This window comes from Streptomyces sp. NBC_01017 (assembly GCF_045162795.1).
Classification (GTDB): Bacteria; Actinomycetota; Actinomycetes; order Streptomycetales; family Streptomycetaceae; genus Streptomyces; species Streptomyces machairae.
On the sequence record NZ_CP108683.1, the window covers coordinates 2,464,336 to 2,488,408 of the forward strand.

The window sequence follows — 24,073 nt, forward strand, 5'->3', positions numbered from 1 at the left end:
GCAGTCGTACGAAGGAAGACCTCCGATGGCCGAGTCCGGGCAGCACGAGCAGCGCTACGAACGGTACGAGGGCGGCAGTCCCGAGGCGGAACGCCAGGTGTTCGAGCGGCTGGCGCGTGAGCTGATGGACGTGCAGGTCAGGAACCGCCGGGCCGGGGGCGGGGAGGTCACCCGCACCTTCCACGCCAAGGCGCCGCTGGCCGTGGAGAACGCGCGGCTGCGCTTCCACGACGACCTCCCGGCAGCCCTGCGGGTGGGGTTCGCCCAGCCGGGCGCCGAGTACCCGGCGACCGTACGGCTGTCCAACGCGAGCGGCATCCGGCAGGGCGACGGCACGCCGGATCTGCGCGGGGCGGCCGTGCGCGTGCGGGTGTCGCAGGAGGAGAGCCACGATCTGCTGGCGACCAGCCATCCGGTCTCGCACGCCCGCAACGCCCGGGAGTTCGTGGCCTTCGCCAAGGCGATGGCGGGCGCCCGCAGTCCGGTGCGGAAGGCGTTCGGACTGTTCGTGAAGCTGCCGCTCGCCGTGGGGCTCGGCACCGCCAACCGGATGCGGCGCAATGTGCAGGCCGCTGCCCGGCACACCGTCGACTCGCTGGCCCACGAGACGTACTGGAGCCGGGGGGCGATGCTGTGGGGCGACGCGGGGCCGGTGCGGTTCCTGTTCCGTCCCGCGCCGGGCACGCCGCCGGGGCCCGCGCCGGACCGTCAGGACCCGGACTTCCTGCACCGTGAGTTCGCCCGCCGGCTGGCGCGGGGCGACGTCGAGTACGGCCTGTGCGTGCAGCGGTTCGTGGACGAGCGGCACACCCCGGTCGAGGACGCCTCGGTGGAATGGCAGGACGGGGTGGCGCCCGCGCTTCCGGTCGCCCGGCTCACCATCCCCGGCCAGGACCTGGACACCGCCGAGGCGCGTGCGATCGCCCGCCGCATCGAGGACCTGAGCTTCAACCCCTGGTACACGACCGAGGAGTTCAGGCCGCTCGGCAACATCAACCGGGCCCGCAAGGCGGCGTACCAGGCATCCAGCGCGCACCGGCTCGGCCTGCGGTTCGTCACCGGGGAGCCGGTCCGCAACAAGGTCCTCGGCCGTCCCGTCGAAGGGGCTTTCGCGCTGCTCAACCAGTACGTGCCCTGGCACCGGCTGCCGACGCAACTGAGCCTGCTGAACCTCGTGTTCCTGCGCAAGGTGCTGCGCCGGCTGAACCTGATCGACACCGAGCCGCGCGAGGCGCCGCCCCGCGCACAGCCGGTGCCCGAGCCGGTCCCGGAACGGCTGCGCGACGAGCGGTCGTACGACGGGACGTACAACGATCTGTCGGACCCGGGCATGGGCGCCGTCGGCGCGGCCTTCGGCCGCAATCTGGAGCCGGTCTTCCGTCCCGACCTCTTCGACACCCCGAACCCGGTCACGGTCAGCAGCCAACTCCTGTACCGCGAGAGCTTCCTGCCCGCCACCTCGCTGAACGTGCTTGCCGCGGCCTGGATCCAGTTCCAGGTGCACGACTGGGTCAACCACCGTCGCCACCGGCCGGGTGAGCGCAGTGTCGAGGTGCCGTTGCCGCCCGGCAGCGGACCGTGGCACAACACGCCCGGCGGGCCCGGCGAGGACGTGATGCGGTTCGCGGAGAACCAGGGCATCGAGGCGCCGGGCGGCCCGCCGGTCCTGTTCGCCAACACCGCCTCGCACTGGTGGGACGGCTCCGAGGTGTACGGCGCCGACGAGCAGACCGCGCGCTTCCTGCGCGAGGCCGAGGGTCGCGCCGAACTCCGCCTGGAGGACGGCCACTTGCCGAACGGTGGCAACGGCGGGATTCCGCTGACGGGCTTCAACGACAGCTGGTGGATGGGACTCAGCGCCATGCACACGCTGTTCGCGCGGGAGCACAACGCGGTGTGCGCCGCGCTGCGCGCCGAGTATCCGAGGATGAGCGAGGAGCGGATCTACCAAAGGGCCCGCCTGGTGGTCTCGGCGCTGATCGCGAAGATCCACACCGTGGAGTGGACACCGGCGATCCTCGCCACCGAGGCGATCGACATCGCCCTGCACACCAACTGGCATGGCCCGCCCGGGAATTGGCTGAACCAGCTCGGACTGTGGCTGTTCGAGTCGCACTCGCTGACCGGCATCCCGAAGACCCTGCCGGACCACCACACCGCGCCGTACTCCCTCACCGAGGACTTCGTCACCGTCTACCGCATGCACCCACTGATCCCGGACGACTTCGAGCTGCGCGAGCACCAACTCGGGCAGCGTCTGGAGACGGTGGGCTTCCTGGACATCCAGGGCGGCGCGGCCGAGGCGCGGATCCGCAAGACGGGGCTCGCGAACACCTTGTACTCGTTCGGTGTCGCCCATCCCGGCGCGATCACGCTGCACAACTTCCCGCGCTCCTTGCAGCAGTTCGAGCGTGAGGGCGAGATCATCGACCTGTCGGTGGTGGACCTGGTCCGGACCCGGCGGCGCGGGGTCCCGCGCTACAACGACTTCCGGGAAGGGCTGCACAAGCCGCGCCTGCGGTCCTTCGAGGAGCTGACGGAGAACGCCGAGACGCTGGCGCGGCTGAAGGACGTGTACCGCTCGGTCGACGAGATCGACACCGTCGTAGGGCTGTTCGGGGAGAACCCGCCGACGGGGTTCGGCTTCAGCGACACCGCGTTCCGGGTGTTCATCCTGATGGCGAGCCGGCGTCTGCAGTCCGACCGCTTCCTCACCGTCGACTACCGGCCCGAGGTCTACACGCCGCTGGGCATCGACTGGGTCGAGCGGGGCGGCCTGAACTCCGTGATCCTGCGGCACTGCCCGGAGCTTGCGGCGCTGCTGCCGCGCGGGGCGAGCGCGTTCGCGCCCTGGCGGGCGGTACGGCCGACGAGTGGCTCTTGAACGAGGCAGTGGCTCATGCTGAACGAGCCAGGCTGAAACGGCGGTGAGTTGACAGGTTCGGCGGCCGGCGTCAGAGTCCCGGCTGATGGAGCTCAACGATCTGACGCCGGCCGAGCGCGCGGTATGGGAGGCCTTTCCCAAAGGCGCTGCGGTGGACTTCCGTGGTGCGCAGGGCGAGAGCGCTGCCGAGGGCGCCGACTGGGGACCCCAACGGACCGTGCGCGCCACGGTGTTGCGGGCTCTGCTGCTCGACGGCCCGACGGAGAGCGGTGAGGTGGCCGCCCTCAAGGTGGCGGGCGCGCGGATCACCGGTGTGCTGGATCTGCGGTACGCGACGGTGGACAGCATTGTGCGTCTCAGTCACTGCCACTTCGAGGACGTGCCCGATCTGTCCGGCGCCGAGCTGAAGTACCTCAATCTGACCGGGTCCCAGCTGCCCGGTCTGGCGTCCGCGCGGGTTCGGGTCGACGGTGGGCTGCGGCTGATGGGCTGCCGGTTCGGGGGGCCGGTACGGCTCGGCGGTGCCCAGGTCGCCGGGGCGCTGTATCTGGAGGGGACCGAGGTCACCGCGCCGGAGGGGACCGAGGATCCGGTGCTCCAGCTCCACCAGGTGACCGTCGGGGAGGACCTGTGCGCGACACGGCTGCGCACGCGCGGTGAGATCCGGCTGAACGGCGCCAGGATCAGCGGCTCGCTCCGGCTGGAGAACGCCGAGCTCCGTCACCCCGAGGGCTTCGTCCTGAGCGCCGAGGCCCTCGAAGTGGGCGCCAACGTCCTGGGCAGGCGCCTGAGCACGCGAGGCCGCATAGACCTGCGGGGCGCCCGCATTCCCGGTCGACTCGACCTGCTGTACAGCAGGCTGTCCAATCCCGGCGGCACCGCGATGCGGGCGAGCAGCTGTGTCATCGGCGAGGTGTGGCTGCGCGGGGGCACTCCGATGGAAGGCAGGCTCAACCTGCGCCGCTCGCAGGTGGAGCACCTCAACCTGGATCCGGAGATGCTCCCGGACCAGGTCCGCCTCCTCGACCTCACCTACACGTCCCTGACACCGCACGTGTCGCCCGAGCTTCGGCTGCCCATGCTGGAGCGGGACGAGGACACGTTCGACCCGCACGGATACGAGCAGTTGACCGCCGCGTACCGCCGTACCGGCGACGACGACGGCGCCCGCCTCGTCCAGCTGGCCAAACAGCGCCGCCACCGCACCACGCTCCCCTGGTACGGCCGCCTGTGGGGCCATGTCCAGGACGCCACCGTCGGCTACGGCTTCCGGCCGATGCGCGCGCTGGGCTGGCTGCTGTCCCTGCTCGCGGTCGGCTCCGTCGCGTTCGCGCTGCACACGCCGCCGCCCCTGAAGGCGGACGAGGCACCGCAGTTCAACCCGGTCTTCTACACGCTCGACCTGCTGCTGCCGGTGATCTCCTTCGGGCAGGAACCCGCCTTCGCGCCGGAGGGCGGGCAGCAGGCCCTGGCGTACGTCCTCGTCCTCACCGGCTGGATCCTCGCCACGACGGTCATCACCGGCGTGACACGGACCGTCAGTCGCCAGTAGGCCACCACGGCCACGCCGTCACTGCGGGTCACTGCGGTCACTGCGCGATGTGCTGCGCGGCCAGCCGCACAGGCGCGTTCCGGGCGCCATAACCCCGGTAGCCGTCCCGCTGCACCAACTCGAAGAAGACGCGGCCGACCGTCACGGTGTAGCAGTGCCGGAACTCCCCCTGCGCGTCGCGGTCGTAGAGGATGCCCAGCTCGCGATACGTCTCCAGCTCGCCGTCCGCGAACTCGTACCGTGCGGCCAGGTCGTCGTAGTAGTTGGCGGGGATCGGCAGCAGTCGGCCGCCGGACTCCCGGAAACGGCGGGCCGCGGCGACCACGTCGTCCGTGGCGAGCGCGATGTGCTGGGCGTGGACGGTGTCGTCCGTGGGAGCCGCGCCGACGCTCAGGGCGATACGGACGCTGCCGTCGGCGTTCGTGACGGCGCGGCTGCGCATCAGTCCGTAGGGGTCGGCGACGTCGACGCTCTCCTGGGGGTGCAGGCCGAGGACGCTGTGGTGGAAGAGGGTCGCCTCGTCGAAGTGGTGCCAGGGCTGGACGAGGGCGAGGTGGTCGATGCGGGTCACTCCCCGGGCCCGCGTGCCCTGCTCGGCGACTGCCGTGCCCTGCTCGGCGTGCCCCGTGCCCTGCTCGGCCTTCCTCGTGTCGGTGAAGTCGGCGCGCCAGTTGGGCAGTTCGGGCCGGTCCGTCGCGCAGAAGAAGAGTTCCGTGCCGTCGGGGGCCGCGACCGCGTCCAGCGTGGCGTCTTCCGGAGCGCGGCGGCGGGGCAGGACCGGGGCCAGGAGGGCCTCGGCGCGGTGGGCGGCGCCGGTCGGATCCGGGGACTCCAGGCCGATCGCGGCGAGGCCGGTGCCGTCCCGGCGTGCCGAGCCCTGGGTGTTGACCAGGATCCGGGCCTCGCCCTGCTGCCAGAGGTCGACCGGTTTGCTGCGGTGCCGTGCGGTGCGGGTGAAGCCGAGGGCGCCCAGGACGGCCGAGACCGGTCCGGCGTCCGGCGTGACGAGTTCGGCGAAGGCGACGCCGGTGGGGACGACGGGCGCGGGCGGCGTGGTCCGGCCGACCTCCTCCTGGAGGACCAGCAGGGAACGCAGGGCGTCCACGGCGGTCGGGCCGGCCTCGGCCTGGCGGAAGACGTCGTTGAAGACCTCCAGGGACAGCGGGCCGTCGTATCCCGTGTGCAGGACATGGCGTACCAGCCCGGCGACGTCGAAGCCGCCCTGGCCGGGGAAGCAGCGGTAGTGGCGGCTCCACTGCAGGACGTCCATGGCGAGCAGCGGGGCGTCGGCGAGCTGGAGGAAGAAGATCTTCTCGCCGGGGATGTCCGCGATCCCTTCGAGGTCCTTGGGGTCGGCGGTGCGCGAGAGGATGTGGAAGCTGTCCAGGCAGGTGCCGAGCGCGGGGTGGTCGGCGGCCTCGACGATGCGCCAGGCGTGGTCGTACGTGTTGACGTGCCGTCCCCAGGCGAGCGCCTCGTAGGCGACACGGATGCCGAAGTCCTGGGCGAGGGCCGCGAGTTGGCCCAACTGTTCGGAGGCGAGCGCGTCGTCGTCCACCGCGCGCGGGTGCACGCTGGAGCAGACGAGGACGGTGTCGGCGCCCAGCCGCCGCATCAGCTCGAACTTGTGCCGGGCGCGACGCAGGTTGCGGGCGAACTCGTCGACGGGCACGGCCTCGATGTCCCGCATCGGCTGGTAGAGGTCGATGGTCAGACCGAGGTCGGCGCAGCGGGCGCGGATCTCCTCGGGGGTGAGGGGGCTGGCCAGCAGGTCGTTCTCGAAGATCTCCACACCGTCGAAGCCGGCCCGGGAGGCGGCCGTGAGTTTCTCGGTGAGGGATCCGCTGAGGGAGACGGTGGCGATGGACGTCCGCATGCCGGTACCTCTTCTCCTGGCTCTTCCTGTTCTCCTGGCTCTTACTGGCTCGGGGTTCCCACGGCGTCCGCCAGCTCGGCGATGTCCGCGAGCATGCGCGCGCTGTCGGGCTCGCGTCCGGTGAACAGGCGGAAGGCGTCGGCGGCCTGGAAGACGGCCATGCCGCCGCCGTCGAGGGTGGCGCACCCGAGCGAGCGTGCCGTGCGCAGCAGTTCCGTCTCCAGCGGGCGGTAGACGACCTCGGCGACCCACAGCTCCGGGTGCAGCAGCTCCGCCGGCAGGGGCAGCCCGGGGTGGGCGGCCATGCCGGTGGGGGTGGCGTGCACCAGGCCGCCGGCATGGGCCAGCAGCGCGGGCAGCGCGTCGAGGGCGGCGCCGGCCGCGCGGTCCGCGCCGAAGTGCCGGTTCAGGGCGGCGGCGAGATCGGCGGCACGGTCGGCCAGCGCGTCGACCACGGTGACGCGCTCGGCGCCGAGGGTCAGCATGGCGTGCGCGACGGCCGCTCCCGCGCCCCCGGCGCCGAGCTGCACGACCCGCTCCAGGGGCACGTCGGGCAGGCCCCGCGCGAAGGAGGCGGCGAAGCCGGTGACGTCCGTGTTGTGGCCGACGGACCGGCCGTCCTCGAAGACGACGGTGTTGACCGCGCCGAGAGCCTCGGCCTGCGGGGCGAGCGCGTCCAGGTGCTCGATGACGAGCTGCTTGCACGGGTGCGTGATGTTGAGCCCGTCGAAGCCCAGGTCGCGTACCGCCCGCAGCAGGTCGCCCACCGCCTCCGGCGGGACGCCGAGCCCTTCGATGTCGATGAGCCGGTACAGATAGCGCAGGCCCAGCCGGTCGGCCTCCCTCTCGTGCAGCGCAGGGCTGAGCGACGGACCGATGCCGGAGCCGATCAGCCCGACGAGATACGAGTCCTTGGCGTCCTTGGCCACCGGTAGACCTCCTGAGCGGCTCACTAATGTACGAACTGGTGAGTTAGTAATAGCAGGCGAACCGGAGCTTGGAAAGGCCTGGCCCGGCACGCGCAGCGATCGGGCTTCTACAATCACCGGCACGCGGGTGGGCCACCGGGGCGCCCTCACCCCTCGCCGAAGGAAGCCGATGACCAGCGTCGAAGAGCCGGCACGCAGCAACGGGCGGATCCGTGACGCCGCCCGCACCCAGGCCGAGATCCTCGACGTCGCGACGCAGGAGTTCGCCCGCGCCGGTTACGACGGCGCCCGCGTGGACGAGATCGCCGCCCGCACCCGGACCACGAAGCGGATGATCTACTACTACTTCGGCGGCAAGGAACAGCTGTTCACGGCCGTGCTGGAGCGGGCGTACGGCGTGATCCGGGAGGCCGAGCAGGAGCTCGACGTCGAGCATCTGGACCCGGTCGCGGCCATCCGCCGACTCGCCGAGGTGACCTTCGACCACCACGAGCAGCACCCGGACTTCATCCGCCTGGTCAGCATCGAGAACATCCACGGGGCCGAGCACATCGCCGCCTCCGAGAAGCTCGGCAAGATCGGTTCACCGGCCCTGGACGTGATCCGCCGGATCCTGGAGTCGGGACAGCAGTCCGGCCTGTTCACGGCCGATGTCGACGCCGTCGACCTGCACGCGATGATCAGCTCCTTCTGCTTCTTCCGGGTCTCCAACCGGCACACCTTCGGCGCCCTGTTCGGCCGTGACCTGGTGGACCCGGCCCAGCGCGAGCACTACCGGGCGATGCTCGGCGACATGGTGATCGCGTATCTGACGGCGGAGCGCGCGGCCGACTGAGGCGACGGGGCGAAGCAGCGGACCGAAGTCGTACGGCAGCACCTCTTGACACCCGGGAAACGTCGGCGCAACATCCGTAGCCACCGCTACTAACTACCCAGTGGGTTAATTAGCCGGGATCCGGCACATCTCCCCTTCCCTGGTAGTCCCTCGTTTCCGCTCACTCCGCTTACGTTGGAGCCCCCTCGAAGGAGCACGCCGTGTCCGTCCCCGTCCCCCAGGCCCCGCCCGGGCAACCGAAGAAAGCCGCGACCGCCGCCTGGATCGGCAGCGCCCTCGAGTACTACGACTTCTTCATCTACGGCAGCGCCGCCGCGCTGATCTTCCCCGAGGTCTTCTTCGACGAGTCCGACCCGGCGACCGCCACCCTGCTGTCGCTGGCCACGTTCGGTGTGGCGTACGCGGCCCGGCCGGTCGGCGCGCTGTTCCTCGGTCACTTCGGGGACCGGCTGGGGCGCAAGAAGATCATGGTCTTCACGCTGATCCTGATGGGCGTGTCGACGTTCCTCATCGGCTGTCTGCCCACCCGCGACCAGGTCGGCACCCTCGCGCCCGTGCTGCTGGTGCTGTGCCGGGTGCTTCAGGGCATCTCGGCGGCGGGCGAGCAGGCCAGCGCCAACTCGATGACCCTGGAACACGCGCCACCGCACCGGCGTGGCTTCTTCACCAGTTTCACGCTGAGCGGCACCCAGGGCGGGCAGCTGCTGGCCACCCTGGTCTTCATCCCGGTCGCCGCGCTGCCGGAGGAGCAGTTGCTGTCGTGGGGCTGGCGGCTGCCGTTCTGGATGAGCATCGCCGTCGCCGTCGTCGGCTATGTCATCCGCCGCAAGCTGGAGGAGACGCCCGCCTTCGAGCAGCAGGCCGCCGCCGAGGGCGTCGTCAAGCTGCCGCTCGCGGTGCTGATGCGGGACCACTGGGCGGATGTGCTGCGGGTGATCGCCGGCGCGCTGGTCGCCTCGGTCAGCACGATCTTCACGGTGTGGGCACTGTCGTACGCCACCAGCGACTCGGTCGGCATGAGCAGGTCCGGCATGCTGTGGGTGGGCGCCCTCGCCAACCTGGTCGCGCTCGCCGCGATCCCGCTGTGGGCCACGCTGTCGGACCGCATCGGCCGCCGCCCGGTGTATCTGATCGGCGCGGCCGGCAGTGCGGTGACGATGTTCCTCTACCTGTGGGCGATCTCGACCGGCTCCTACCCGCTGACCCTGCTGCTCGGCGTCGTCGCCTTCGGAGTGGTCTACAGCGCCGCGAACGGTGTCTGGCCCTCCTTCTACGGCGAGATGTTCTCCACCCGGGTCCGTCTGTCCGGCATGGCGATCGGCACCCAGATCGGCTTCGCGGTCGCCGGTTTCGCGGTCACGTTCGCCGCGCAGATCGCCGGTCCGGACGGTGACAACTGGTCCGCGGTGGCGCTCTTCACGGCGGCCCTGTGCGTACCGCCGGTCGTGGCCGCGCTCTCGGCCCGCGAGACGGCGAAGGTTCCGACGGAGCTGCTGGGCGAGCGCGAGCCGCGGAAGGCGACCCAGCCGGAGAAGGTCACCGCCTGAGCCTGCGCCGATCCCGCGCCGACCCTGCGCGCACTCCCTGGTCCCCGGACGCCGTGACGGCTCCGGGGACCAGGGCTGTCCGCTGGACCAGCGGTGTCACCCCGACACCAGCAGATCCGTCCAGCTCTCGGCCACCCGCTCCAGGGAGAAGCCCTCCCGCACCTGCGTGCGGGCCAGCTCGCCCGCGGAGCGCCAGCCCTCCTCCCCGAGCGCGGCGATCGCCTCCGCCATCGCCTCCGGGTTGTCGTGGATCCACCGCCGGTCGTAGATCTCGTCCGCGCCGGGCCACGGCAGCAGCGACGGTACGGCGCCGGAGGCCATCCCCTCGGCGGGCGCCAGGTGGAAGCTCTCGTCGTCGCTGGTGGACAGCACATGTCCGACCCGCCGCAGCCAGCCCGCCACATCCGGGCCGAACGCGTCGAAGACGACGGCACCCTCCAGCAGCGGCGAGGTCTGCATGCGGCGCAGCACGGCGTCGTAGTGCAAACGCTCCTCGGGCTTGTTCCAGATCCACCAGTACTCCCAGGGCGGCTTGGACTTGACCGACAGATGCCAGCGCCGGTCGCGGGCGCGCAGTGCCTCCAGCACGTCGAGGCCGAGGTCGAGACGTTTGCGGCCGGGCGCGATACCGATCATGCCGAGGCGGTGGTGGGCGCCCGGTGCCTTGGGGCGGTCCAGCTGGTCGGTGTCCACCCAGTTGGGGACGACGACGACCTTGGACGCGGGCCAGCCGGTGTGCTCGCGGGTGCGGCGGGCGTAGTACGGGCTGACGCACACCACCCGGTCGACGGCGTCGATGTCGACCTGCCGGGGCCACCCGGCGTCCAGCTCGAAGCGGTGCAGCCGTACGACGAGCCGGCTGCCGCGCCGCTTGTGGCGGCTGTACCAGACGGCGGCCGGACCGCACCACTCGACGATCACCACGTCCGCCCAGTCGGCGAGTTCACGGCTGGCGTCCGGGTCGTGGCGGGACAGCGCCGGCCAGGCGTCGACCCGTACGTCCAGGCCGGGCAGCGAGCGGAAGTGGTCGAGGAGCCGGGTGAGGAACTTCAGGTCGTGCCCGGCGACTCCCACCCGCAGGGGCCGTCGGCGGGCCGTCACCGCGGTGGGCGGGGCGGGGAAGGCGCGGTCCAGGTGGGCCCGCCAGCGGTCGGCCGCGCCGTCCAGGGTGTGGTGGCGGGCGGCCTCGCGGCAGCGGTCGGCCGCAAGGCGCCGGGCTTCCGGCTCGCGCGCGATCCTCGCCACGGCTTCCGCGGCGTCGTCGAGTCCGGCGCGTCCGGGCACGAACAGCGGATAGTCGGTGCCGAGCAGCGCCTCGTGGGCGGGGGTGCGGTTGAGGACCACGGGCAGCCCCAGGGCGCCGAACTCCAGCACTTTGGTGGACAGTTCGAGGCTGGAGTCGAGCACCGGGTCCCGCCATCCGAGGCCCACGTCGCAGTCCGCGGCGATGCGCATGGCCTCCTCACGGGGCTGTCCGCCGTGGTGGAGGACACCGGGGGTGCCGGCCAGCGCACGCGCCATCTCCGCCTGGAAGTCCGGGTGGCCCGGATCGTCGTGGATCTTGTCGCCGACGGTGTGCAGTTCGGCGGGGACGCCTCGCCGGGCGAGCAGCTCCGGCAGCCGGGTCATGGGCAGGGTGTTCCAGCGCGGTGCGAACTTGCCGGTGTAGACGAGCCGCAGGGGGTCGTGCGGGGCGTCCCTCTCGGGCATCGGGAAGCCCGGCTCGGGCACGGCGGGCGGGCTCAGCACACACTTGCCGTATGCCTCGGGCACCCAGGTCTCCAGGAAGCAGCGCAACTCCTCGGTCTGGCACAGGAGTCGCTGCGAGGCCTCGGCGATACGGCCGAGTTCCGCGCGGGCCGTCTCGGTCATCTCGGCGGCGGACTGCGGGATGTCGGTGAGATAGGCCCAGATCCGCCCGTCGAACATGCCGTCGGCCACGACCCGCGTGACCAGCCGCCGGCCGCGCAGTACCAGCAGGTCGCAGGGGTCCTCGTCGTCGAGCCGGGTGAGCACCTGCGAGGCCTGCACCGGCGACATGGGCCGGTCGGCCGGTCCCGGCAGCAGCCGCTCCTCGTGCGGGCGCACCAGGGTGACCCGGGGCAGCTCGGCCAGCGGATCGGTCAACCGGGCGGTGCGGATCGGGGACTTGAGGAGCAGCCGGGCGGTGCAGCCCGCCCGGGACAGCGCCTGCACCGTCGACTGGGCCCACACGGCGGAGCCGTCGATGAGGTTGAGGTCGACGTCGCCGTAGACGAGCGCCCGCAGCGTACGGGTCATGACGGCTCCTTCCCGCGCACGGCGAACAGTCGGTGTCCTTGCCCCGCCCAACTGCCGGGATCGCTATCGGACATGTGCAGCGACCGGCGTACCAGCAGTGGACGCAGGGACGGTACGAAGACGTAGTCGTCGGCGGTCGGCGTATGGCCCACCGCGTCGGCGCCGGACCACTCCTGGGCGCACATCAGGTCCAGCAGCAGGGTGTCCGGCCGCTCCTCGGTGAGGTCCGTCCAGTCGGCGACCCAGGACGCCCGGGGCTGCCCCCGGCGTACGGTCACTCCGGCGGCGGTGAGTTCGTCCAGCCCCGCCGGATCGGGTACGACGACCTCGACCGGGCGGTGCAGCTGGCCGAGGACCTGCCCGACGAGCCGGGCGACATCGGTACGGTCCCGGGGCGCGGCCAGCACGGCGACGCGCCGCTCGTCCAGCGGATCGGGGGCTCCGGCGAGTTGCGCCAGCCGCGCCAGCCGTACCCGTGTGCTGTCCTCCCGGAACACCTCGCGCAGCCGTTCCCTGCCCTGAGCGGCCGGGTCCAGCCGGGCGAGGCGTACGCCGGTGTCGGTGTCGATGACGGCGTCCCAGGCCAGCCGGGCCAGGCCCGGCGCGGCGGAGGCGGGACCGTCCCGCCACAGCACGGCCGAACGGCCCAGCACCCGTTGCTCGGCGAGGAGTTCGGCGAGGGTGCGGTCCAGGTCGGGAGCGAGACCGGTGCCGGTGAGCCACCAGGGTCCGTCGCCCGTGCAGGCGCTCAGCTGCACGACGAGCACGTCGGGATCGGTGCGCTGTACGAGCAGCCGCCCGTCATGGGGCAGCAGCCGGTTGACGACCGCGTCCGCCGCGAAGTCCTCGGCGGTGGCGGCCGTGAGGATCCCGGCGACGACGAGGCGGTCACGGGGCGCCGAGGTCAGGGCACGGTAGGCGAGGTGGAACCGGTCGTCGACAGGCGCGTCCGGCTCGGTCCGGGCCTGCGGCGCGTCTGCGGGCGCCTGCCCTGCGGTGCGGCGCCGCCCGCGCCACAGTCCGTACAGCTCGCCCGGCAGTCGGGCCGCGCCCCGCTTCGGCGAGCGCGCCGCCGACACCAGCGCCTTTCCGACCCGCAGCGAGGTCGAGCCCTCCAGCATGGCCACCCGCGCCTGCAGCACGTCGACCCGGTCACGGGCGGCACGCAGCCCGGCGGCCAGCTGCTCCTTCTCCCGTACGGCGGCGGCGAGCCGCTCGGCGAGCCCGTCCTGCCCGGCGGCGGCCCGCGTGTGCTCCGCCACCTCGACGGTCCGCTCCAGGTCCAGCACCCGGGCGCGCAGGGACCGGGAGGCGAGGTCCGCGAAGACGTACTCGTCGGCGATCCGCAGGGCCGTGGCGTAGCCGTCGGACGGCACGGGCCGGCCGAAGAAGTCGTGCGGCGGCAGGAGCTCGTCGGTGCGGGCGATGACCGCGCCGGCGTGCAGATGAACGTAGTCGAGCGGTGCCGCGCGCAGGACCTGGCAGCGGTGGGCCACCAGGTGGTCGAGGAGCCGGTGGTAGGGGAGTTCGGAGCCACCGTGGCCGAACACGATCAGTCCGCGCGCACCGGGCCGCATCCGCGCCAGCACCGCATGAACGGCGTCCTCGCCGCCGTGCAGCTCGGCGCGGGGACCGTACGACAGGAGGGCCAGCTCCCCCTCGGTGACGGGTCGTTCCTCGTCGCCGCGCAGGGCGACACCGGGGGGCAGGTGCAGGTACGGCTCCAGACTCAGCGCGCCTCGGGTCGCGTCCACCACGGTCGTGACGCCGTCGAGGTGCGGATGGAGCAGGTCGGTCAGGCGCATCAGCGGGTCCTCGTGAAGACGTGGAAGCCGACCCGGTTCTCCCGGAAGCCGTACGGCCTGAAGAGGGTGTGCCGCAGGCCGAGCGGCTCTAGTTCGGCGCGGTAGGCGGCGATCGGGCGGTGCACGATGTAGTCGCCGCGGGTCGTGCGATCGGCGGTGTCTTCGTCGGTGACGATCAGGCGGCCGGCAACGCGGATGAGGGAGGCCATGTTGCGCAGACCGGCCGCCCACGCCTGGTCGTCCAGTACATGGAACAGGACGTCCACGCAGACAACGATGTCGTACGGCCACGGACTGCGCCACTCGTCGAGCCCGGCGACGGCGTAACGCGGACCGCCGCCCTCGGCTCGGGCGTGCTCCACGGCGGTCGGACTGGCGTCGAAGGCGTCCACCCGATGGCCGCAGCGGGCCAGGGCACGGGCGAAGTACCCCTTGCCGCAACCGGCGTCGAGCACGAACAGCGGGGCGGCGGGGCTGGACAGGTCGCCGACGAGGGTGAGCAGGGTGCCGAGCCGCTGGGCGTAGAAGATCTCGTTGCCCGAACGGTCCAGTCCGATGTGCCCGCCGGAGGCGAGCTCGTCGTGGTCGGCGTGCCGGGCGTCCCAGTACGTCCGCAGGTCGTCGTGCGGGCGTGCTCCGTCGTGCGGGCGCTTGTCGTCGTGTGTGCGCATGTCGTCGTGTGTGCGTGTGTCGTCAGCCATGGCGCTCCAGCCACGTCGTGAGCACTCGGGCGATGCGGGTGCCCGCCCGGCCGTCCCAGAGCGGCGGCCCCTCACTCGCCGCCGCCCCCCCGCCGTCCAGCACCTTGCGCAGCGCGGGCACCAACTCCCCGTGCGTGACAAGGCGGTTGGTGCCGTGGGTGACGGTGACCGGGCGCTCGGTCGTCGTGCGCAGGGTCAGGCACGGGACACCGAGGACGGTCGTCTCCTCCTGCACGCCGCCCGAGTCGGTGATCACCGCGGCTGCTCCCCGCACGAGGCTCATGAACTCGACGTAGCCGAGCGGGTCGAGGAGATGGATGCCGGGTGCGTCCGCGAGTCCGGCCGCACTCAGCGCCGCCCGGCCGCGCGGGTGCAGCGGTACGGCCAGGTCGAGATGGCGGGCGGCCTCCGTCAGGACGCGGGCGGCGGCCGCGGCGGCCTCCGGGTCGTCGACGTTGGCGGGCCGGTGCAGGGTGACGACGCCGTAGCGCTCGGGCAGTCGATGGGCCGTTCGGGCGGTCGCCGGGTCGAAATGGTCCAGATGGGTGAGCAGGGTGTCGATCATCGGGTTCCCGACGAAGTGCACCCGCTCCGCGGCGATGCCCTCGCGGGCGAGGTGGCCGACGGCCTCGGGGCTCGTGACGAACAGCAGCTCCGCCAGCTGGTCGACCAGCCGACGGTTGGTCTCCTCCGGCATCGCCATGTCGAAGCTGCGCAGTCCGGCCTCGACGTGCGCCACAGGGACGCCCAGCCGGGAGGCGACGAGCGCGGCGGCCAGCGTCGAGTTCACGTCGCCGTACACCGTGACCAGCGCGGGTGAGCGGGCGGTCAGTTCGGCCTCCAGGGCCACCAGCAGGTCGGCGATCTGGCGGGCGTGGCTGCCGGAGCCGACGCCGAGGTCGGTGTCGGGTTCGGGCAGACCGAGTTGCCGGAAGAAGATGTCCGACATCCGCTCGTCGTAGTGCTGCCCGGTGTGCACGAGCACCTGGTCGCACCCCGCCGCGCCGAGCGCGGCGACGACCGGCGCGGCCTTGACGAAGTTCGGCCGGGTGCCGACCACGTGGAGTACGCAGCCGTTCAATGGTTGCCTCCGTGTTGATGGCTCGGTCGCCTACGGGGCGCCTCAGCCCCTTCGGCTCCCTCACGGCCGGTGTCGTCGGACCAGTTGAGGTTGGTGGGCCGTGGCCGGCGTTGCGGCCTACCTTGACGATATGTCTGGTTATGTTCGTTATGTTCCTCGGGCCCTCAGTCTGGCCGCCTCCGTGGCGCTTGGCGAGCTGCGTCAGGATCCGGTGCGGGCGGCGCTGCTTGGCGTGCGGCTGGTGCCGGGGCGGGCTCGGCGTGGGTTGCGGCCGCTCGAATGGCGGCTGGCCGGGCGTGCCCTGGCCGTGGGGCCGGCCGGGGCGCCTGCTCCCGGGCGGGTGCCCGCGCCCGCTGGGCGGTCGTTCTCTCCCGTGCCGGGGCGGGTGCTCCATCTGGTCACCAACGGGCTGCCGTTCCGGCACGCCGGTTACACCGTGCGCACGCAGAAGCTCGCCGAGGCCCAGCTGGCGGCCGGCCTCGACCCGCATGTCGTGACCCGGATCGGCTTTCCCGTGACCCAGGGGATGCTGGACGCCCGCCCGTCACAGCGCGTGAACGGCATCCCGCAGCACCGGCTGCTGCCGCTGCGGCTGCCGTACGGGCAGGCCGCGTTGCTGGCGCGCAACGCCGAGCTGGCCGCCCGGCTGGTGGAGCGACTGCGGCCCGCGGTGCTGCATGCCGCGTCCGACCACGGCAACGGGCGCGTGGCGCTCGCCCTGCGGGAGACGTACGGGCTGCCGGTGGTCTACGAAGTGCGGGGCTTCCTGGAGGAGACGTGGCTGACGCAGGCGCCGGGCCGCAGCCGGGACGACGAGACGTACCGGACCCGACGCGCCCTGGAGACGACCTGCATGCGTGAGGCCGACCTGGTGCTGACGCTGGGTGAGGCGATGAAGGCCGAGATCGTGGACCGCGGCGTGCCCGAGGAGCGGGTCCTGATCGCACCCAACGCCGTCGACGACGACTTCCTGGCCCCACTGCCGGACGGGGCACCCGTGCGCGCCCGGCTCGGCATCGCGCCGGACGAGTTCGTCGTGGGCACGGTCAGCAGCCTCACCCCGCTCGAGGGCATCGGCACATTGCTCCATGCGGGTGAAGAGCTGATCCGGCGTGGTGTCCCGCTGCGGCTGTTGATCGTCGGCGACGGGCCGGAGCGCCCCGCGCTGGAGCGACTGGCCGCCCGGCTGGGCCTCGCCGACGGGGTCGTCCTGTTCACCGGCCGGGTTCCGCACGACCAAGTGCGGCAATTCCACGCCGTGTTGGATGTGTTCGCGGTGCCGCGCACCGACGAGCGCGTCTGCCATCTGGTGACCCCCCTCAAGCCGGTCGAGGCGATGGCGAGCGGTGTTCCGGTGGCCGCGAGTGATGTCACCGCGCTGAGAGAACTGGTCGAACCGGAGGTTAACGGGAGGCTAATCAAGCCTGAATCACCATATTCCTGGGCTGATGAGATTGAAATACTCCTTTACAGTCGAAAACGGCGCACTGAGTGGGGAGCAGCCGCCCGCGCGACGGTCGCGCGTGACCGCACCTGGAAGCGCGTCGCCGCCACAACCCGTGAGGCGTACCGCGCTCTGGGCAGCCTTGATGCGAAGCCTTGATGCGGGGTGAGTCCCATGCAGGTCGAACAGACCGGACCGCTCGGGGAAGAGAGCGAACCGCTCGGGGAAGCAGAACGGCCCGATCACGTGGATCTGGCGGTGATCGGGCTCGGCTACGTAGGACTGCCGCTCGCGCGTGAGGCGGCGTCGGTGGGCCTGAGAGTCGTCGGACTGGACCGCGACCCCCGGGTCGTGGAGGCGCTCAACACCGGGCACTCCCATGTCGACGACGTCTCCGACGAGGACGTCCGCCGGATGCGGGCGGCCGGATTCGGCGCGTTCACGGACGAGGCATGTCTGGCCCGTGCGCAGAACGTGGTGATCTGTGTGCCGACGCCGCTCGGCAAGGACGGCGGGCCCGACCTGGCCGCGGTCACCTCCGCCGTGCGGACGGTGGCGGGCCGGCTGCGCCCCGGACAACTGGTCGTGCTGGAGTCGACCACCTATCCGGGAACCACCGAGGAGGTCGTACGGCCGCTCCTGGAGGAGTCGGGGCTGCGCGTCGGCGTGGACGTCGCGCTGGCGTTCTCACCCGAGCGCATCGACCCCGGCAACACCGCGCACGGGCTGCGCACCACGCCGAAGGTGGTCGGCGGCTGCACACCGTCCTGTGCGGCGCGCGCGGTCGCCTTCTACGGCAAGCTCGTCGACACCGTCGTCCAGGCGAAGGGCACCCGCGAGGCCGAGATGGCCAAGCTGCTGGAGAACACCTACCGGCATGTGAACATCGCCCTGGTCAACGAACTCGCCGTGATCAGCCACGAGTTGCACGTCGACCTGTGGGACGCGATCCGCTGCGCCGGCACGAAGCCGTTCGGCTTCCAGGCGTTCCGCCCCAGTCCGGGGGTCGGCGGACACTGCATTCCCATCGACCCCAACTACCTGTCGTACAAGGTGCGTTCCTCGCTCGGCTACGAGTTCCGTTTCGTGGAGCTCGCCCAGGAGATCAACCGGCGGATGCCGGAGTACGTGGTGCGCCGCGCCCAGGACCTCCTCAACACCGCCGGCCGTCCGCTGCACGGCTCCCGGGTGCTGCTGCTCGGGGTCACCTACAAGCCGGACGTGGCCGACCAGCGGGAGTCGCCGGCGCTGCCGGTGGCGCGGCTGCTGCGGGAGCGGCAGGCCGACGTCTCGTTCCACGACCCGCATGTGCGGGTGTGGTCCGTGGACGGGGCGAGCGTCCCGCGCGTGGACGACGTCATGGCGGCGGCGCGCGAGCACGACCTGACGATCCTGCTCCAGGACCACTCCGCCTACGACCTGCCGGCCCTGGGCGACACGGCCCGGATGCTGTTCGACACACGGGGGCGGATCTTCCGGCCCGGCGTCGAGGTGCTGTGACCGTCGCCTGATGCCCGGGCTGTCGTTCACAGGTGGCTGTCACCGTCCACGACTGTCGTTCGGTGACGGTGATGGCCGGTGACCGCCGTTCTCGGGACCGTCGAAAAAGGGTGCTCTGATGCGGATACTCGTCGTCACCGTCGTCCACCATCCCGAGGACGCGCGGATTCTGCACCGGGAGATCGCCGCCCTGCGGGAGCGCGGCCACCGGGTCGTGTACGCGGCGCCATTCGCCGCCCGGCAGATGACGCCGCGACCGAACGTCGAAGGCGTGGACCTGCCCCGGGCCGCCGGCCGGGACCGCCGTGCAGCCCTGCGCGCGGCCCGCACCCTGCTCGCCGAGAGGGGACCCAAGGCGGACGTCGTTCTGCTGCACGACCCGGAGTTGCTGCTCGCGCTGCCCGGCACCCTGCGCCGTTGGCGACGCGGGGGACGCGCGCCCGTCACCGTGTGGGACGTGCACGAGGACACGGCGGCGGCGGTGGTGATGAAACGCTGGGTGCCACGACCCCTGCGGCCGCCACTGCGGTTGGCCGTACGGGCGGTGGAACGCCTGGCCGAACGGCATCTGCGGCTGCTGCTCGCCGAGGACGCCTACCAGCAGCGCTTCCGCCACCCGCACCCCGTGGTTCGGAACCTCGCGACCGTGCCGCCCGAGCCCCCCGAACCGCCGGGCGACGACCGGGTCGTCTACCTCGGGCACCTGTCGCGGGAACGCGGCGCTCTGGAACTCATCGAAACGGCACGGCTGCTGGGTCCGGACGTCCACGTCGACGTCATCGGCGCGGCGGACCCCGAGGTGCGCGGCGCGCTCACCGAGGCCGACCGGGACGGCGTACTGCGCTGGCACGGCTACCTGCCCAACGACCGCGCCCTCGGCCTGCTCTCCGGCGCGCTGGCCGGCCTCTCCCTCCTGCACGACCAGCCCAACTACCGTCACTCACGGCCCACCAAGGTCGTGGAGTACATGGCCCACGGCGTCCCCGTCATCACCACACCCACGCCCCTCGCGACCGACCTCGTGGAAACCTACGACTGCGGCCTCGTCGTCCCCTACGGGGATCCCGCTTCGGCGGCAGCGGCCGTACGGCGTCTGCGCGCCGACCCGGAGCTGCGGCTGGGCACGGCCGCCCGGGGGTGGGAGGCGGCGCTGTCGGACCTCAACTGGGCCGATCACGCCACCGAGTTCGTGATGTGCCTGGAGTCCTGGGTGAAGGAGGCGTCCGTGCCTCCGACGCCCGCTATGAGTTCGACCAACCCCTCCGGCACAGCACCAGCCGGTACCCGTCCGGATCCTCGACCGTGATGCCCCACTCGTTCCAGTAGGGATTGGGCGACAGGACCCGCTTGCCGCCGTGCTGCTCCAGCCGGGCCACCACGTCGTCCGGCACGGGGCCGTCCACATAAATGACGAGGAGATCCTCCTCGGTCGGCCGGGGTTCGACGAGGCCGGCCGGCTCGTGGACGAGTTCCAGGTGCCAGTCGGCGTCCGGCCACCCCACCATCAACAGCTCGTGCCCACCGGGCTCCCCGCCGCCGCCCGTCCGCCATACGACACCGAGCCCCAGCCCTTCGACCCAGAAACGCTCGGCCGCCGCGAGGTCCCTGGACGGGCGGGCGATGCGGATGTGGCTGCGGGTGTCGAGCGGCATGGCGATCTCTCCTTGTCACGTCCGGGACTTGATGACGGCCAGGGCCTCGCCGCGTCCGGGGCTTCGATGAACCGCTCAGCAGCCTAGGCGGCCCCTCGCACCCGGAGCATCGGCCATCGGACCTCCGCCCCGGGCCCTGGGCCACTGACTGACAGCAGATACAGGAGGTGACGGGCAGTCAGCCCCGGTTGACCCCCTCGGGGATGCCGTACACCCGCTCCACCCGCAACCGCAGCACGAGCCTCCGGTCCCGGACCATCGCCGCCCGGAAGTCGTCCCAGTCGGGGTGCTCGCCCAGGACGTCCCGGTAGAGGCGGACGAGCTCCTCGACCGTGGCGTCGTACGGCTCCTTCGCGACCGGCGCCAGGTCGGCCGTGCCCTCGGCGACGACGTAGGCCCGCCGGTCGGGGCTCGTGACGTGGTACGACGCCCGGGGGTCCCGGCGCAGATTGCGGGTCTTGGCGCGGTCGTCGGTGATCGAGACGCGGATGAGGCGCTCGTCGGGGTAGTAGGCGTGGCTGACGTTCGACAGCTGCGGCCGGCCGTCGCGCTTGAGGGTGACCAGCACCCCGCCATGGCCCTCGGAGAGCAGCGTGAGCAGTGCGTTGTGCGTGGCGTCCTGGGTGGCGTCCTGAGTCATGACTCCCTCAACCCTGTCGGGCGGCTCGGGCATTCCGGCATCCTCGGCCATCCTCCGTAGACACCGTCTACTGGATCATGGTAGACAGTGTCTATGTCTACGCCTGAGCAGGAATCCGATACAGGGCTGCGGGCCCGACTGGTCGACGTCGGTGTGGAGCTCGTGGCGCGGGAGGGCGCGCAGGCGCTCACCCTGCGGGAGATCGCCCGCCGGGCGGGCGTCTCGCACGGCGCGCCGCGCCGCTACTTCCCGACCCATCTGGAGCTGCTCTCGGCGATCGCCCGCCGCGGCTTCGGGGAGTTGGCGGAGCGGGCGACTGCTGCCACGGCGGCGAACAGCGACGGTCCGACGACTCCGCGGGAGCAGCTGACGGCACTGGGGCACGTCTACTTGGAGTTCGCGCTCGGCAACCCCGGCATGTACGAGCTGATGTTCCGTCATGACTTGTTGCAGAGCGGCCACTTGGGGCTGCGGGACACCAGCCTCCCCCTCTTCGGCCGACTCGTGGATCTCGTCGGCCGGGTGCGCCCCGACGCCGACTCCCGTCTCGTCGCGGGGGCGTTGTGGGCCAACCTGCACGGCATCGCCCAGCTGTGGGGCTGGGGAAGCCTCCAACTCGCCACGGATGCCGACGACTTCGCCCCGCTGCTGCGGTCGGCGCTGGACGCCCACCTCGGGGCGGAGAGCGAGTGAACCCGCGTCTCACCCTCGCGAGCAGCATCGTCGGAGCCGTGATCGTCGCGCTCGACGGCACCGTCCTGACCGTCGCCCAGCCCATGCTGCAACGCGACCTGGGCGCCTCCTTCGCGCAGGTGCAGTGGACCAGCACCGGCTATCTCATCGCGGTGGCAAGCCTGTTGGTGTTCGCCGGGCGGCTAGGTGACCGGTACGGGCACCACCGGCTCTTCGGTGTCGGGATGCTCGGCTTCGGTGCCGCGTCGGCCGGTATCGCGCTCGCGCCCGGCGTCGGATGGGTGATCGGGCTGCGGGTCGTGCAGGGCGTGTTCGGGGCGCTGCTCCAGCCGGCCACGCTGGGGATGCTGCGGGCCGCGTTCCCGCCCGACCGGCTGCGGACGCCGATCGCCGTGCGGACCGCCGCGATCGGGGTGGCGGCCGCTGCCGGGCCGGTGGTGGGCGGCGCGCTGGTGGCGGGGCCGGGCTGGCGGGCCGTGTTCCTGCTGAATGTCGCGCCCGCCGTCGTCTTCGGCATCCTCGCCCTCACCGTCCGGCGGCCCTCGCGCACCGCCTCCCCCGCCCGGCTCGACCTGCCCGGCGCCCTCCTGCTCGCGGTGACCCTGGCCTGCCTGGTGCACGCCCTCGTCGGGCTGCCGGGATGGGCCTGGACCGCCGCGACCGCAGCCGTCACGGGTGCCCTCTTCGTCCGGCACGAGCGCCGCACCGTGAGCCCGCTGCTGCCGCCGGCCGTCATCGGCTCGCCGGCCGTCGGCTCGGCGCTCGGCATGCTGGTGGCCGCGTCGGCGGCGCTGTCCGGCGCGCTGTTCGTCGGCACGTTCCTGTTGCAGGACACGCTCGGCATGGACGCGTTCCACAGCGCCCTGGTCAGCCTGCCGCTGGCCCTGCTGATGGTCCTCGCCGCGGCCGCCTGCGCGGTGCTGCTGCGCCGGGCCGGGGCCCGCCGTACGACCACGGCCGCGATGGCACTCCTCGCACTCGGGATCCTCACCCTCTCCCGCACGGCCGCCACTCCCGCTCTGTGCGCCGGGTTCGCCCTGGTGGGGGCAGGGTTCGGCACGGTGATGGTCGCGGCGACCCATGTCGTCGTACGGGAGGCGGCCGTCGAGTCGGCCGGTGTGGCGGGCGGGCTGCAGCAGACCGCGATGAACGTCGGCCCGGTACTGGGCGTGGCCGCCGCGACCGCCCTCACGGGGTCCGGCGACGGCCCCGCACTGCCGCTGAGCGTCCTCGCCGCCCTCGCCCTGGCCGGTGCGGCGCTGGGCCGGGGGTTGCCGGGGCGGGAGGGCGCGACGATCGACGATCATGGCCAATCGCGGGACCGTACACGCGTTCCTGCGCGACGATGAGTCTGAGGCCGTTCCGGCGGGGTATGCCGGACCGCACCTCGTCGTTCGTATTCGGAGGAGAGCGATGGCACTGCTGACACAAGAGGTCGACCCGGGTGAGGTCGGGCTGGACGCGAAGGCGCTGGACCGCCTCGACCAGCACTTCGCCCACTACGTCGACGAGGGCCGGATACCCGGCTACCTGGTGGCCGTCGCCCGCGGTGGACGCGTCGCCCACCTCGCCACGCACGGCCACCGGGACGTCGCCGCGGGGCTCCCCGTCGAGGCGGACACGCTGTGGCGGATCTACTCCATGACCAAGCCGGTCACCTCGGTCGCCGCGCTGCTGCTGGTGGAGGAGGGCAAGCTGTCGCTCGACGACCCGGTCGGCCGCCATCTGCCCGCCTTCGCCGAGCCCCGGGTGTACGTCGGCGGATCCGGGGCCGACACGGTGACCCGCCCGGCCGACGGGCCGCTGACCGTCCGGCATCTGATGACGCACACCGCCGGGCTGACCTTCGCCTTCTACCACTCGCATCCCGTCGACGCCCTCTACCGCGACGCCAACCTGGAGTCGGCGGTGCTGCCCGGCTCCGACCTGGCCAGGACGGTCGACGTGTACGCGAGCCTGCCGCTGCAGTTCGAGCCGGGGACGCAGTGGAACTACTCGGTCGCCTCCAACGTGCTCGGCCGGGTCATCGAGGTCGTGTCCGGGCAGCCGCTCGACGAGTTCTTCGCGGAACGGATCTTCCGGCCGCTCGGGATGACCGACGCCGGGTTCTGCGTGAGCGGCGAACAGGCGGACCGGCTCTCCGAGTTGTACGGCGAGAGAGAGGACGGCGGCATCGAGCCCATCCCCGGCCTCCCGCTGCACGGCCGGCCCCGCTTCCTGTCCGGCAGCGGCGGTATGGCGGCCTCCGCGCACGACGTCCACCGCTTCATGGAGCTGCTGCGCCGCCGGGGCGAACTGGACGGCACCCGTCTGCTGACCCCCGAGACCGTGGACCTGATGACGTCCAACCACCTCCCGGGCGGCTCCGACCTGCGGTCCTTCGGCAGCCGCCCCGCCCATGACGAGCCCGGCAACGACGGCCTCGGCTTCGGCCTCGGCGTCTCGGTGGTGATCGACCCGACTCGTACGAGGGCTCCGGCGGGCCTCGGCACGTACGGCTGGAGCGGAGTGGCGACCACCACGTTCTGGGTCGACCCGGGCCGCGATCTGACGGTGCAGTTCATGACCCAGGTGCGGCCGAAGACCTCGCACACGATGTTCCAGGACCTCAAGCGGCTCGTGCACGAGGCCGTCACGGAAGGCTGAGCCGCCGC

At 72.1% G+C, this 24,073-nt stretch carries 18 protein-coding genes; 10 read left to right on the forward strand and 8 right to left on the reverse strand.

Going from position 1 to position 24,073, the window contains the following annotated elements:
• Positions 1-25: 25 nt before the first annotated feature.
• Complete coding sequence (locus OG331_RS11455; RefSeq protein ID WP_406194690.1) at positions 26-2,884, forward strand: peroxidase family protein; 2,859 nt, start codon at positions 26-28, stop codon at positions 2,882-2,884.
• Positions 2,885-2,969: 85 nt separating this feature from the next.
• Entirely contained in the window at positions 2,970-4,436 is a 1,467-nt protein-coding gene (locus OG331_RS11460; RefSeq protein WP_406194693.1) for a membrane-associated oxidoreductase, read from the forward strand.
• Between the two features lie 37 nt (positions 4,437-4,473).
• Here OG331_RS11460 and OG331_RS11465 read toward each other — a convergent pair whose 3' ends face one another.
• Positions 4,474-6,312 (reverse strand): bifunctional sugar phosphate isomerase/epimerase/4-hydroxyphenylpyruvate dioxygenase family protein, encoded by a 1,839-nt coding sequence (locus OG331_RS11465; RefSeq protein ID WP_406194695.1) that lies wholly within the window; start codon positions 6,310-6,312, stop codon positions 4,474-4,476.
• Positions 6,313-6,353: 41 nt separating this feature from the next.
• On the reverse strand, positions 6,354-7,241 hold the full coding sequence (locus OG331_RS11470; RefSeq protein WP_406194697.1) for a shikimate dehydrogenase: 888 nt from the start codon (positions 7,239-7,241) through the stop codon (positions 6,354-6,356).
• Positions 7,242-7,410: 169 nt separating this feature from the next.
• Here OG331_RS11470 and OG331_RS11475 point away from each other — a divergent pair, with 169 nt between their 5' ends.
• Positions 7,411-8,076 (forward strand): TetR/AcrR family transcriptional regulator, encoded by a 666-nt coding sequence (locus OG331_RS11475; protein ID WP_328878046.1) that lies wholly within the window; start codon positions 7,411-7,413, stop codon positions 8,074-8,076.
• A gap of 200 nt (positions 8,077-8,276) precedes the next feature.
• Positions 8,277-9,623 carry an MFS transporter gene (locus tag OG331_RS11480; protein WP_406194702.1) on the forward strand — a complete coding sequence of 449 codons (1,347 nt, stop codon included), beginning with the start codon at positions 8,277-8,279 and terminating at the stop codon, positions 9,621-9,623.
• Positions 9,624-9,719: 96 nt separating this feature from the next.
• On the opposite strand, the gene OG331_RS11485 is transcribed toward OG331_RS11480, so the two are convergent.
• Genes OG331_RS11485 through wecB form a run of 4 tightly spaced genes read right to left on the reverse strand, consistent with a single transcriptional unit; the run spans position 9,720 to position 15,490 of the window.
• Entirely contained in the window at positions 9,720-11,903 is a 2,184-nt protein-coding gene (locus tag OG331_RS11485; protein WP_406194704.1) for a glycosyltransferase, read from the reverse strand.
• Complete coding sequence (locus OG331_RS11490; RefSeq protein WP_406194707.1) at positions 11,900-13,708, reverse strand: hypothetical protein; 1,809 nt, start codon at positions 13,706-13,708, stop codon at positions 11,900-11,902. The genes OG331_RS11485 and OG331_RS11490 overlap by 4 nt, the downstream gene beginning before the upstream one ends.
• Complete coding sequence (locus tag OG331_RS11495) at positions 13,708-14,409, reverse strand: class I SAM-dependent methyltransferase (protein WP_406194709.1); 702 nt, start codon at positions 14,407-14,409, stop codon at positions 13,708-13,710. The genes OG331_RS11490 and OG331_RS11495 overlap by 1 nt, the downstream gene beginning before the upstream one ends.
• A complete protein-coding gene (gene wecB, locus OG331_RS11500) occupies positions 14,402-15,490 on the reverse strand; it encodes a non-hydrolyzing UDP-N-acetylglucosamine 2-epimerase (RefSeq protein ID WP_406194712.1) in 1,089 nt (362 codons plus the stop codon). The genes OG331_RS11495 and wecB overlap by 8 nt, the downstream gene beginning before the upstream one ends.
• A 100-nt stretch (positions 15,491-15,590) precedes the next feature.
• Here wecB and OG331_RS11505 point away from each other — a divergent pair, with 100 nt between their 5' ends.
• The 3 genes from OG331_RS11505 to OG331_RS11515 all read left to right on the forward strand — a co-directional run bounded on the left by OG331_RS11505 (position 15,591) and on the right by OG331_RS11515 (position 19,740).
• Complete coding sequence (locus OG331_RS11505) at positions 15,591-17,093, forward strand: glycosyltransferase family 4 protein (protein WP_406194714.1); 1,503 nt, start codon at positions 15,591-15,593, stop codon at positions 17,091-17,093.
• Positions 17,094-17,108: 15 nt separating this feature from the next.
• Positions 17,109-18,434 carry a nucleotide sugar dehydrogenase gene (locus OG331_RS11510; protein ID WP_406194717.1) on the forward strand — a complete coding sequence of 442 codons (1,326 nt, stop codon included), beginning with the start codon at positions 17,109-17,111 and terminating at the stop codon, positions 18,432-18,434.
• A 118-nt stretch (positions 18,435-18,552) separates the two neighbouring features.
• Positions 18,553-19,740 (forward strand): glycosyltransferase, encoded by a 1,188-nt coding sequence (locus OG331_RS11515; RefSeq protein ID WP_406194720.1) that lies wholly within the window; start codon positions 18,553-18,555, stop codon positions 19,738-19,740.
• Here OG331_RS11515 and OG331_RS11520 read toward each other — a convergent pair.
• Together OG331_RS11520 and OG331_RS11525 are read right to left on the reverse strand one after the other, a co-directional pair.
• The gene (locus tag OG331_RS11520; RefSeq protein WP_406194724.1) at positions 19,676-20,086 is read right to left on the reverse strand and encodes a VOC family protein; all 411 of its coding nucleotides are present in this window, start codon (positions 20,084-20,086) and stop codon (positions 19,676-19,678) included. The genes OG331_RS11515 and OG331_RS11520 overlap by 65 nt on opposite strands.
• A gap of 178 nt (positions 20,087-20,264) precedes the next feature.
• Positions 20,265-20,726 (reverse strand): TIGR03618 family F420-dependent PPOX class oxidoreductase, encoded by a 462-nt coding sequence (locus OG331_RS11525; protein WP_406194726.1) that lies wholly within the window; start codon positions 20,724-20,726, stop codon positions 20,265-20,267.
• A 93-nt stretch (positions 20,727-20,819) separates the two neighbouring features.
• Here OG331_RS11525 and OG331_RS11530 point away from each other — a divergent pair, with 93 nt between their 5' ends.
• From OG331_RS11530 to OG331_RS11540, 3 genes are all read left to right on the forward strand, one after another.
• The gene (locus OG331_RS11530) at positions 20,820-21,419 is read left to right on the forward strand and encodes a TetR/AcrR family transcriptional regulator (RefSeq protein ID WP_406194728.1); all 600 of its coding nucleotides are present in this window, start codon (positions 20,820-20,822) and stop codon (positions 21,417-21,419) included.
• Entirely contained in the window at positions 21,416-22,768 is a 1,353-nt protein-coding gene (locus OG331_RS11535; RefSeq protein WP_406194730.1) for an MFS transporter, read from the forward strand. The genes OG331_RS11530 and OG331_RS11535 overlap by 4 nt, the downstream gene beginning before the upstream one ends.
• 64 nt (positions 22,769-22,832) lie before the next feature.
• On the forward strand, positions 22,833-24,065 hold the full coding sequence (locus tag OG331_RS11540) for a serine hydrolase domain-containing protein (RefSeq protein WP_406194733.1): 1,233 nt from the start codon (positions 22,833-22,835) through the stop codon (positions 24,063-24,065).
• The last annotated feature ends 8 nt before the right edge of the window (positions 24,066-24,073 follow it).